Below are 11,712 nucleotides of genomic sequence, written 5' to 3'. Positions count from 1 at the left end.
GTCAGGATGGACACGATCGCGGCCAGGGCGATGCCGATGAGCGCCCGCTCCAGGTCACGCGGCTGAACGACGAGCGGCGAGCGACGAGCAACGCTCTCCCCCGCTCCCCCGCTCCCCTGCACCCCGGCGCCCCGGCGCGCCACCCAGATCACCGCACTCACATTAATGACCAACGCCAACGGCGCCATATTGATGCGCGAGGCGGCGGCCAGGCCCAAGGCCAGACCGAACAGCGCCCACCAGCGCAGCCGCCAGCGCGGCTCGGCGTCGCCCAGCGAGGCGGCGCGCACGGCGGCGTAGAGCGCCAACGTGGTGAACACCGTCGCCCAGTTGTCCATCGTGAAGAAGTGGGACTGCTGGATGGGCATGACGGCCACAGCCAAAAGCAGCGCGGCGAACAGGCCGGCCCAGGCGCTATAGAGCCGCCGGCCGATCAGGAAGGTGAACAGAATGGAGACGAGATCGACCAGCGCCGACAGAGCGCGGCCGACCAGCTGGATGCCGTCGTAGCCAGTGTAGACGCGCTGGCACCAGGCGAGCGGCGCGCCGGCCACGTCGGCGGCGAAGTCGCAGACGCCGGCCATCCACTCGGCGGCGTAGCGCACCACCGTCATGGGCAGGTTGCCATAGACGTAGAAAGATTCGCCAAAGTTATACGGGTTGAGCGTCGAACGGGAGGTGCGCAGGTAGTCGAGGGGGTTCTCCACGCCGCTGATCTTGCCGGCTACAATGGTCAAGAAGCGCTCGTCGGGGTGGAGGTGGCTGCCAGCGTCCCAATCGAGGCCGACCAGGCGGAAATAGGCCCCCAGGGCGAGCACCGCCAGGAGCAGGATGACTACCAGCGCCTCGGCGCGCGCCGCTGCTCGCGCCGCCGCGTCCAGGTTGTCGTGTTCGATGTCGGTCACGCCCATCGTCGTCTGATCAATCGCTAGTCCGAAAGGATCGGTTTGGTTTTCGCTGCCACGCCCGCTCCACCGCCCATACCGGCCAGGTGCCATCAGCGCGCCATCTCATGTTTATACACGACAGGCGCGGTTGCGGCGTACTTTTTCTCTCTTTCTAATCAGGGGAGTGAAATTACCCGGAGATCTCGATCAGGCCCTCCAGCGCCGCCTGATCGACGACCGTCACCCGCCGGCCGCTCACGCGAATCCAGCCGGAGCGCCGGAAGCGGCCGAGGGCCTTGTTGATGCTGACCCGCGTCGCGCCGGTCATCTCGGCCAGGTCGGTCTGAGTGAGTGCCAGGTCAATGAGGACGCCATCCTGGGTCTTGCGGCCATACTGTTCGGACAGGTTGAGCAGCAGCCGCGCCAGACGCCCGGGTAGATCGAGGAAGAAGATGTCGGCCAGTTGGGTGTTGAGCCGACGAATGACGCGGGCCAGCATCTTCAGCACGTGCAAGGCGAAACCGGGGTTCTCACTCAGGTAGTGCATGAACTCCTCGCGGTGCAGCGTCCAGGTCTCAGTCGGCTCCAGGGCGACGGCCGTGGCCGAGCGCGGGGAGTCATCGAGCAGGGCCAGCTCGCCGAAGAAGTCGCCCGTGCCCAGGATCGCCAGCACGACTTCCTGCCCCTCGGGCGTGGTGTGGCTGATCTTCACCTTGCCGCGGCTGATCAGATACAGCAGGCCGCCCGGGTCGCCCAGGTGAAATATCACCTGACCGGGGCCGAAGCGGCGGGGAACCAGCCGTGTGGCGAGTTCATTGGCGTGCTCGTCCCCTAAATTGGTGAAGAAAGGCACCACCTGCAGGGCCTGTGCGGCGTTACTATCCCGTATTGCCATCTCCCATCCTCCCGCTCACTCGTCCTCTTGCTCCACCCTTCATTCTACTGCGTTCGCGGCGGCCCGCAACCGCTGACGCGCCTCGGCCAGCGCGGCGGTCACGGCGGCCTCACCGGCCGGCGGCCCCCCGCCCTGGGCGAAGGTAGGCCTCCCGCCGCCGCGCGCCCCGCCCAGGGCGGCCAGCGCCGGCTTGATCAACTCGCCCATCATCCCCGGCGCGTCGGCCGAGCGGCAAAAGAGTAGTTGCGCCTGCGCCCCGGCGCTGCCCAGCAGGCCGACCGTCCCGCCCGCCTCGGCCAGCAGCTTGCCCAACTGGCGCAGTTCGTCCGCCTCGCGCCCGGCGAAGACGCGGCACACCAGGCGCGCCGCGCCCAGCGGCTCGGCCTCGGCCAGCAGCTGTTGCGCCTCCAGCCCCAACAGAGCCGCCGACTGCCGCTTCAGCGTGGCGCGCAATCCCTTGGCCTCGTCCTGTAGCCGAACCACCGCCGGCAGCAGGTCGGCCTGCCCCGTGGTCAGCGCCTCGCCCAGGCCCGTCACCACGTCGTGCTTCTGGCGGTAGTCGGCCAGCGCCCGGCCGCCGCAGCAAAACTCGACGCGGGCGTTCGCGCCGCGCCGCTCGACCTTGAGCACCTTCAGCGCGCCAACCGCGCCGGTATGGGCCACATGCGTGCCGCCGCAGGCGGTCAGGTCAAACCCCTCGATGTCGATCAGCCGCAGCCGGCCGTCGCGGCCGGGCGGTATCTTGCGCAGCGGCAGCGCGTCCGCCTCGGCGCGCTCGACTTCGCGGGCGTGGACGGGGCGGTTTTGCCAGATGACCTCGTTCGCCAGCAGTTCGGCCGCGCGCCACAGCTCCGGCGTCACGTCGGCCCGATCCAGGTCGATGGTGACGCTCTGGGGGCTGAGGTGGAAACCGACCGTCTCGGCCTCGGCCACGCGGATGAACGCCTGCGAGAGGATGTGCTGGCCGGTGTGCTGCTGCATGTGGTCGAAGCGCCGCGGCCAGTCGATCTCCCCCGTCACCTCGCCCAGGCTCAGCGGCCCGTCGAGGACGTGCAGCACGGCGTCATCCGCCTCGCGCACCACCACGTCGAGCACCCGCGCCGTCCGATCCCTCTGGCGCAGACAGCCGGTATCGTTCGGCTGGCCGCCGGAGGTGGGATAGAAGTAGGTCTGGGCCAACCGGACGGCGGGCCGGCCAGCTTCCTCGGTCACTTCTTCGACAACCGATGCGAACCGGGTGGTGTAGGCGTCGGTATAGTAGGCGCGCCGCCCGCTCATGACGCGGCGCCGTCCTCCCCGTCGGCGATGGCCTGCGCCTGGAGCGGCGCGGCCGGCAAGGTCAGGTTGAAGCGCGCGCCACGGCCCACAGCATCATCAACCCAAATGCGGCCGCCGTGCGCCTCCACCGCCAACCGGCAAAAGGCCAGCCCCAGCCCCAGCCCCTTGGACGAGGAGCCGTCCTTGATGCGCTGGAACTTCTCAAAGATGACCTCGCGGTACTCCTTAGGGACGCCCGCCCCCTGATCGCTGACCGAAACGAGCACCATGCCATCGTCGGCCGCACGGCCCTCGACGCGGATCTGTTCGCCATTGTGGCTATACTTCAAGCCGTTGTCGAACAGGTTCAGCAAGACGCGGGTGATGACGTTCTCTTCGACCAGCAGCGGCGGCAAATCGTCGGCCAGCGTTGTGCGCAAGGCGACGCCGCGCCGCGCGAAGTTCGGCTCCTCGATCTCATAGGCGTCGCTGACCAGCTTGCGCAAGCTGACGACCGTCTGCCGCCCCACCGGCTGGCCCGCCTCCAGCCGGCTGATGTCCATCAGCGAGGCGATGAGCCGCTGGAGTTGGGCGCTGCTGCGCGAGGCGATGTCGAGCAGCGACAGCAGTACTTCGTCCTTGTCGGCCGTCTCCATCTGCATGCGCAACAGTTCGAGGGCCGAGATGACGTTGCTCAGCGGGCTTTGCAGGTCGTGGAGGAGCATGGCGATGAGGTCCTGGCGCATCTCCTCCAGTTCGACGCGGCTGGAGACGTCGTGGTAGATCCATTGCCACGTCCCTTCACGGCCGGGCGTCAGGCGGCGGGCGCGCACCTCGACGGCCAGCGTCACCTGCCGCTCCCGCCCGTCCTTCACGCGGCCGGCGACCACGCGGCTTTGGAAGCTGCTGGAACCGGGGCCGGTCAGTTTGTTCACGTCGGGCAGCGGCTCGGCCGGATGGTGGAGGTCGCGGATGTTGGCCGCCAGCAACGCCCGCCGCTCAATGCCGAAGAAGCTGAGCGCCTGGCGGTTGCCGTCGAGAATCTGGCCGGTGTGATCGGTCAGCAGAATGGGGTCGAAACCCTCGGCGAAGACGTGGCGGAAGCGCGCGTCGGCGTTCAGCGCCAGGCCGGCGCTGTCCATGTGGGGGAGAGGGGCTGTCTCGTTACTCATCAGATACAGTGCCAATTAGACCTGACAGGTCTGGGAACGTTCAAGTCAACTGTAAACTCGGTACAACGTCCAGGTCGAGGCTATCGCGCCGGCCGCGGATGAAGTGGAAGTGGGCCGCCGCGCCGATCATGGCCGCGTTGTCGGTGCAGAGCGCCAGCGGCGGCACGCGCACCGGCACGTCCAGCCGCGCTGTCATGGCCGCGCGCAAGGCCCGGTTGGCCGAGACGCCGCCGGCGACGTGGACGGCGGTGGCTCCCGTCGCCGCCGCGGCGGCCGCGGTTTTGCTGACCAGCGCCTCCACCGCGGCAGCCTGGAAGCTGGCGGCCAGGTCGGCGACGGGCATGACTGTCGGCGAATGGTACTGGCTGACCTGGCGCATGACGGCCGTCTTCAGACCGCTGAAACTGAAGTCGTAGCCATGCTCCTGCTCCATCACCGCGCGCGGGAAGCGGTAGGCGGCCGGGTTGCCCCGTTCGGAAGCCTCATCGATGGCCGGGCCGCCGGGATAGGGTAGACCCAGCAGGCGGCCCACCTTGTCGAACGCCTCACCGGCGGCGTCGTCGAGCGTGGCCCCGAGCAGTTGGTACTGGCCGTGGCCGCTCATCAGGTACAGCTCGGTGTGGCCGCCGCTGACGACCAGGGTCAGCACCGGGAAGCGGATGGCCGGGGCCACCTCGGTGAGCCAGAGGGAGTAGATGTGGCCCTCGATGTGGTTGACGCCCAGCAGCGGCAGGCCGCGGCTGACGGCCAGCCCCTTGGCGAAGTTCATGCCCACCAGCAGCGACCCGACCAGCCCCGGCCCGCGCGTGACGGCGACGCAGTCCAGGTCGCCGAAACCCAGATGGGCCTGACGCATGGCCTGGTCGACAACGGCGTGGATGACCTCGACGTGCTGGCGCGAGGCGACTTCAGGGAAGACACCCCCGTAGCGCGCGTGCAGGTCGGTCTGGCTGGCGACGACGTTGCTCAGGATGGTGACGCCGTCGCCGATGACCGCCGCGGCCGTCTCGTCACAGGACGTTTCGATGGCCAGGATTCGGGTCGAGTGTTCCTTTACGTCCATAATGATCCTAACACAAAGCCGCTTCGTTCGTAGTCAGGCAATACATTGCCGTTCTTCTGGCGAGCCGGAAGAACGGCAATGAATTGTCTGACTACGAGCCGCGATTCATCGCCGTCCGCTCGACGGCCCGCAGCAGGGCCTCCGCTTGACCCGGCAGCACAGTGCGCGGATCGAGCAGCAGGCGATCGTCCTGGATGCGGGCAATGACCGGCCGGCGGCCGGCCCGCAGCCGCGCGGCGAATGCCTCGGCGCTCAGCCCGTCCGGCGTCACAGCCACCAGCCGCGTCGGCAGGCTCGCGCCGGGCAAACTGCCGCCGCCGACGCGCGATTCGCCCGGCAACGTCTCGGCGCGCAGGCCGGCCCGCGTTAGATGGGCCGCCCACGCCTCGGCCTCGGCGGCGATCTCGGCCGCCGGTCGGGCGATCATGCCCCAGACGGGCACGCGCTCCGGCTGTCCAGTCAGATAGTGGCCTAGCGTCGCCGTTAGGGCCGCCAGGGCCATTTTGTCAGCGCGGACGGCGCGGGCCAGTGGGTGTCGCTTCAGGCGCGCTACCAGGTCGGCCCGGCCACACAGGATGCCCGCCTGTGGGCCGCCCAGCAGCTTATCGCCGCTGAAGGCGACCACGTCACAGCCGGCGCGCAGGCCGTCGGGCACGGTTGGCTCCGGCTCCAGGCCGTAGGGGGCTACGTCGAGCAGCGCGCCGCTGCCCTGATCGAACAGCAGCCACAGGTCGCGTTCATGGGCCAGTTCGGCCAATTCGGCCAGTTCCGGCTGGCTGGTAAAGCCGGTAATCTGGTAGTTGGAGTGGTGGACGACCAGGATGGCCGCGGTGTCCTCGGTGATGGCCTCGGCGTAGTCGCGCCGGTACGTGCGGTTGGTCGTGCCCACCTCGACCAGACGCGCCCCCGATTGGGCCAGCACTTCCGGGATGCGGAAGCCGCCGCCGATCTCCACCAGTTGGCCGCGGCTAATGATGACTTCGCGCCCGCGGCAGAGGGCAGTCAGCAGCAACAGGACGGCCGCCGCGTTGTTGTTGACGACGAGCGCCGCCTCCGCGCCCACCAGCCGCGCCAGCAGGCGCTCGGCGTGGACGGCGCGCGAGCCGCGGCGCCCCTCCTCCAGGTCGTATTCCAGCGTCGAGTAGCCGGACGAGACGGCGGCCACCGCCGCCAGGGCGTCGTCGCTGAGTGGGGCGCGGCCCAGGTTGGTGTGGACGATGATGCCCGTGGCGTTGATGACCGGCCGGAGTGTGGGGGCCAGCAGGCTCTCCAGCCAGGCCCGCGCGCCGACAACCAGTTCCCAATCGGGCAGGGCCTCATCCTCGCGGCCGTCACGCAGGGCGGCACGGGCCTCATCCAGCGCGGCGCGCAGGGCCTCGGTCGCCAGTGGCCGGCCGTAGGCCGCGGCCAGTTCGTCCGCGCCGGGAGCGCGGAGCAAACGATCCACACTGGGCAAGTCGCGCAAGGCGCTGGCGGGAGGGGCAATAGTGGTCGGCACGCGCTACCCCCTATGAGGGCGAACCCTGCTCCTGGGCCGCCGCCGCGCGCGCCCGGATTTGCAGCAGGAGCTCGAACAGGATGAACACGCCGGCCATCAGCGCCGCCACGGCCAGGCCCAGGGTGCGGTTCATCTGCAACCAGAGGCAGAAGGCAACCCACAACCCGGCGTAGAGCGATTGGCGCAGCACGGCCAGGATGCTCGGCGGCTGGTCGCGCAGGTGGGGTGGGTTCAGGCGCTTGTTCAGGTAGTAGGCCAGGGGCATGAACAGCCCGGCGACGGCCACAACGACGGAGGCCAGGAAGGCCAGGATGATCTCGTTGTTGGCGGCAGCCAGCAGCATGGCCGCGTCGACGCGCTGCTGGGCCGTGGCGCGAACCAGTTCGATGCGGTTCACGTCGAACGGCCACATGGTGTTGACGACGCGATTGACCGCCAACAGGCCGAGCGCGACCAGACCGGCGCTGAGCGCCAGTACGGGTAATACTCCCAATCGCCGGGCAAAGTTACGCATGGCGGGATTATACACCAATTGACCCATTATGTTACGTCATGGCCAGGCTGGGTCAGCAGATGGAGCAGCGCCCGGCCGTACGCCTCGCTGGCCGTAGCCTCGTCGAAGGCCAGCCGCTCGCCGCCGATGCCAATGGCGCAGCGATAGCCGCCGGCCACGCGCCGCAACTCCAGCGCGGCCTCGTCTCCGGCGCGTTCCAGGGCGCCGGCCAGCGCCTCGCGCAACTGCTCCTCCGTGGGCAGCCAGATGACCTCAGTGGTGAAGATGTAGTCGAGCGCCCACTCGGCCGTGCCGTGGAAGGCCACCACCGGCCAGCCCTGCACCAGGTCGGTGTAGGCCATCATGTCGGCCAGGACGTAGACGCGATCATCCAGGCCGCGGTCGGGAATGGCGAAGAAGTCGTGCATGGTGGTGCGCCATAGCAGACCGGCCTGTTTGAGTTCCAGGGCCAGCGCGACGGGGATCATGACGCCTCCCACGGGTTGAGCATGGTCTGGATAAGCAGCGGCCGGCCGATCTTGACGTTGGCGCGGCGGGTCGCCAGCCACAGCACCAGGTCGGCAATGTCCTCCGGATAGAGGCAGCGCTCGCGGTTCAGCCCAACCGAGTCCTGTGTCATCTCGGTCACGACCATGCCTGGGCAGACGGCATTGACGCGGATGTTGTGCGCCTGGTTCTCGCGCTGGATGATCTCGCTCAGGGCGTTCAGCGCGTGTTTGGAGACGCCGTAAGCGCCATCTCCCTCATAATACTCCACGCCCGACTCGGAACTGATGTTGATGATGTGCCCCTCGCCCTGCTGGCGCATGAGCGGCAGGACGGCCCGCGCCATCAGGAATGGCCCGCGCAGGTTGACCGCCATGACGCGATCCCACTCCGCGACGTCGTGGGCGTGAATCGGCCCGCCGCCGTAGATGGCGGCGTTATTCACCAGCAGGTGGACGGCCCCGTAGGTATCCACCGCCGCCGCCGCCACTCGCGCCGCGTCCGCCTCCTGGGACACGTCGGCAGCCACGGGCAGCGCCGCGCCTCCCTCGGCCGCGATCGCCCCAACCACGCGGGCCAGCGCCGCCTCGCGCCGGCCGCAAATCACCACGTTCATGCCGTGACGGGCCAGCGCCATGGCAACGCCCTCGCCAATGCCGCTACCGCCGCCGGTGATGATCGCCGTCTTTCCCCGCAGATCGGTCATTTTGCCCTTCCCTCACTCATTGTTTGCCGCTTGCCCGCCGGATGGCGCGCCACTATGCTATCATTGAGCACCGATGAGCGCGCTACCGGCCCATTTTACCCACTTACACGTGCATTCGCATTTCTCGCTGCTGGGCGCGACCGGTTCGCCGGCGGAACTCGTGGCCCGCGCGCGGCAGGACGGGCTGAGCCAGCTGGCCCTGACCGACAGTAACGCCTTGCACGGCGCAGTGGCCTTCGCCCGCGCCTGTGGCGCGGCCGAGATACGCCCCCTCATCGGCATGACGGCCAGCCTGGCCCTGCCGGCTGAAGATTTGCGGCCCGACCGGCACGCCAGTTGGGGCCGGCTGGTACTGCTGGCCGCCGGCCCGGAGGGCTACCGCTCGCTGTGCCGCCTCACCTCGCTTTACTGGACCGACCCCGACTACGAGCGGCGGCGGCGCATGGGCTTCCAGTGGGCCGAACTGCGGGAGCACGCGCGCGGCCTCATTTGCGTGACCGGCGGACGCACCTGCTGGCTGGAGCGGCTGCTGCGCGCCGGCAATCTGGCCGCCGCCACCCGCTACGTGGCCCGGCTGGGCGGCCTGTTCGACGAGCGCTGCGCTTTGAGCATCAGTCCCGATCTGATGGCCCCGCCGCTGCGCCCGCTGGCGGACGAGATCATGGCCCTCGGCGCGCGCTTCGGCCTGCGCGTCGCCGCCGCCCAGCCTATCTTCTGCCTGGAGGAGGCGCGCCGGCCGCGCCTGCGCCTGCTGGCGGCCATCGACGCCAACCGCCCGCTGGCCGAGGCGGAACGGGAGCCCATCGCCGGCACACTGCCCGACTACGGCGAGGCGGCGACGGCCATCGCCTGGCCCGCGCCGGACGAGCTGGCCCGACGTTACGAGGAGTGCCCCGACCTGCTGCGCGCCGCTGGCGAGGTAGCCGATGAGTGCGGCGAGGCGCTGCCCGACGGCCGACTGCTGTGGCCGGTGCTGGCCGACGTGGGCGGGCGGTCGCCGGTCGAAGCGCTGCGCGAGGCGGCGGCGACCGGGCTGGCAGCGCGCTACCCGGCCGACGCGCCGCCAGCCGCCGGCGAGCGGCTGGCCCGCGAGATCGCCGCCATCGGCGACTACGGCTACGCGCCGCTCTTTCTGCTGGTGGCCGACGTCGTCCGCTTCGCCCGCGCGGCTGGCATCCCAGTCAGCACCCGCGGCAGTGTGGCGAACTCGCTACTGGCCTACTGCCTGGGCATCACCGGCGTAGACCCGATGGCCCACGACCTGCTGTTCGAGCGCTTCCTCAGCCCGGCCCGCCGCAGCCCGCCCGACATCGACCTCGACTTTTGCAGCCGCCGCCGCGATGAGGTGCTGGACTATATTCGCCGGACGTATGGCGACGACCGGGTAGCGCTGGTCAGCACGATGAACACCTTCCGGCCGCGCTCGGCGGTGCGCGAAACGGGCAAGGCGTACGGCCTGCCGGACGAGGTGATTGATCATCTGGTCGAGCTGCTGCCGGAAGGGTGGCATCCCGACCCACGCCGCCGCTCGACTGAGACGGTAGAAGACGTGCTGGCGAAGCTTGATGACCCGATTCATCGTGAAGTCGTCCGGGAGGCGTATGGCCTGGTGGGCCTGCCCCACCACGCCGGGCTGCACCCCGGCGGCGTGGTCATCACCCCCGGCCCGCTGACCGACACCGTGCCGGTGCTACTGTCGGCCAAGGGCTTCCTGGCGACGCAGTACGAGCACGCCGACGTGGAGGCCATCGGCCTGCCCAAACTCGACCTCCTGGGCATCCGCGCCCTGACGGTGCTGGCCGATGCCGCCGAATTGGTGCGCCGCCATCACGACCCGGTCTTCCAACTCGACGCCATCCCCGCCGACGATCCGGCGACGGGCGACCTGCTGGCCGAGGCGGAGACGATCGGCGTCTTCCAGTGCGAATCGGCCGGGGCGCGGCGCACGTTGCGCCAACTGGCGGCGCGCAACGTGGCCGATCTGGCCGTTGCCGGGGCGTTCTTCAAGCCTGGCCCGGCCATGGGCGGCATGGTCCGCGCCTTCATCCGGCGCTATCGCGGCCAGGAGCGGGTGACCTACCTCCACCCCTCGCTGGAGCCGATCCTGAGCCGAACTCAGGGCGTGCTGCTCTTCCAGGAGCAGGTGTTGCGGCTGGCCCGCGAGATCGCCGGACTGAGTTGGGAGCAGGCGGACGGGTTACGGCGGGGCATGAGCCGCTTCCGGGAGCATGAAATGGCCGCGCTGGCCGCCGCGTTCGTGGAGGGGTGCGGTCGCCCCGCGCCGGAGGGGCCGGGCATGAGCCGCGAGGGGGCGACCCGCCTGTGGGAGCAGGTCATCGCCTTCGCCGGCTATGGCTTCAACCAGGGACACGCCACGGCCTACGCCAACGTGAGCTACCGCTCGGCCTACGTGAAGGCCCACTGGCCGGCCGAGTTTCTGTGCGCCCGGCTGGCCGACGCGGGCGGCTTCCACCACCCGGCGATCTACATGGCCGAGGCAACCCGGCTGGGCATCGCCGTCCGGCCGCCCCACGTTAACCACAGCGAGGCGCGCTTCGCCCTGAGCTACGAGGGGGAGCAGCCCGTCCTGTGGATGGGGCTGGGACAGGTGCGCGACCTGCGCGCAGCGTCGGTGCGGGCTATCGCGACGGGGCGATTGACCGCGCCCTACAACAGCCCCGGCGATCTGCTGGCCCGCGTGCCGCTCCAGGCCAAGGAGATTACCCATCTCATCCGCTGCGGCGCGCTGGATGGATTGGGGGATAGCCGGGCGGCCATGCTCGACGAGGCGCACACGGCCGGCCGGGCCGGCAGCGCCCGCCAGCTGAGCTTCGCCTTCGCCGGCAGCGACCCGCCGCCAGCCGAGACGGCCGCCCAGCGCGCGACCTGGGAGACGGAGCTGCTCGGGCAGCCGGTCAGCGTCCATCCGCTCGAATTGGTCGCGCCGCCGGAGGGGGCGACGCCGTTGCGCCGGCTGCCGGACATGCCGGGCCGGCCAGTGGTGGTGAGCGCGGTGCGTGTGCCGGGCTGGCCGGGCGGGCCGGGGTTCTTCATCGGCGACGGTGAGACGTTCGTCATTGCCCGGCTGGACAAGCAGTTGGCCGCGGAGCGCGTACGCCGGCCGGTGTGGCGGCCGATGCGGCTGGCCGGGCGGTGGTTGCGGGATGAGTGGGGGAATGGGTGGTTTCAAGCGGAAGAATTAAGAATTATGAATTATTAAGCAAAGCTCAGGTC

At 69.6% G+C, this 11,712-nt stretch carries 10 protein-coding genes; 1 reads left to right on the top strand and 9 read right to left on the bottom strand.

Features of this window, described 5'->3' with window-relative positions:
- The 9 genes from ACE3UY_RS00460 to ACE3UY_RS00420 form a co-directional block, all read right to left on the bottom strand.
- On the bottom strand, positions 1-905 hold a 905-nt coding region (locus ACE3UY_RS00460), incomplete at its 3' end, for an ArnT family glycosyltransferase (RefSeq protein ID WP_374685587.1).
- Positions 906-1,077: 172 nt separating this feature from the next.
- Positions 1,078-1,782 carry a Crp/Fnr family transcriptional regulator gene (locus ACE3UY_RS00455; protein ID WP_374685586.1) on the bottom strand — a complete coding sequence of 235 codons (705 nt, stop codon included), beginning with the start codon at positions 1,780-1,782 and terminating at the stop codon, positions 1,078-1,080.
- A 39-nt stretch (positions 1,783-1,821) separates the two neighbouring features.
- Positions 1,822-3,060: an alanyl-tRNA editing protein gene (locus tag ACE3UY_RS00450; protein WP_374685585.1), complete on the bottom strand. Its 1,239-nt coding sequence runs from the start codon at positions 3,058-3,060 to the stop codon at positions 1,822-1,824.
- The gene (locus tag ACE3UY_RS00445) at positions 3,057-4,211 is read right to left on the bottom strand and encodes an ATP-binding protein (protein ID WP_374685584.1); all 1,155 of its coding nucleotides are present in this window, start codon (positions 4,209-4,211) and stop codon (positions 3,057-3,059) included. The genes ACE3UY_RS00450 and ACE3UY_RS00445 overlap by 4 nt, the downstream gene beginning before the upstream one ends.
- 40 nt (positions 4,212-4,251) lie before the next feature.
- Positions 4,252-5,274 (bottom strand): tRNA (adenosine(37)-N6)-threonylcarbamoyltransferase complex transferase subunit TsaD, encoded by a 1,023-nt coding sequence (tsaD, locus tag ACE3UY_RS00440; protein ID WP_374685583.1) that lies wholly within the window; start codon positions 5,272-5,274, stop codon positions 4,252-4,254.
- A gap of 91 nt (positions 5,275-5,365) precedes the next feature.
- A complete protein-coding gene (selA, locus tag ACE3UY_RS00435; protein ID WP_374685582.1) occupies positions 5,366-6,772 on the bottom strand; it encodes an L-seryl-tRNA(Sec) selenium transferase in 1,407 nt (468 codons plus the stop codon).
- A gap of 10 nt (positions 6,773-6,782) precedes the next feature.
- Positions 6,783-7,286, bottom strand: a complete 504-nt coding sequence (locus ACE3UY_RS00430) for a hypothetical protein (RefSeq protein ID WP_374685581.1) — start codon at positions 7,284-7,286, stop codon at positions 6,783-6,785.
- Positions 7,287-7,312: 26 nt separating this feature from the next.
- Positions 7,313-7,753, bottom strand: a complete 441-nt coding sequence (locus tag ACE3UY_RS00425; RefSeq protein ID WP_374685580.1) for a pilus assembly protein CpaE — start codon at positions 7,751-7,753, stop codon at positions 7,313-7,315.
- A complete protein-coding gene (locus ACE3UY_RS00420) occupies positions 7,750-8,478 on the bottom strand; it encodes an SDR family oxidoreductase (RefSeq protein ID WP_374685579.1) in 729 nt (242 codons plus the stop codon). Before ACE3UY_RS00420 ends, ACE3UY_RS00425 begins: the two co-directional genes overlap by 4 nt.
- Before the next feature lie 73 nt (positions 8,479-8,551).
- On the opposite strand from ACE3UY_RS00420, the gene ACE3UY_RS00415 reads away from it, so the two are divergent.
- On the top strand, positions 8,552-11,698 hold the full coding sequence (locus ACE3UY_RS00415; RefSeq protein WP_374685578.1) for a DNA polymerase III subunit alpha: 3,147 nt from the start codon (positions 8,552-8,554) through the stop codon (positions 11,696-11,698).
- Positions 11,699-11,712 lie beyond the last annotated feature (14 nt).

It is taken from the genome of Promineifilum sp. (SeqCode), from assembly GCF_041918635.1.
Lineage (GTDB): Bacteria > Chloroflexota > Anaerolineae > Promineifilales > Promineifilaceae > Promineifilum.
The sequence above is the reverse complement of the archived record's forward strand: the minus strand, read 5'-3'. Positions and strand labels throughout refer to the sequence as shown.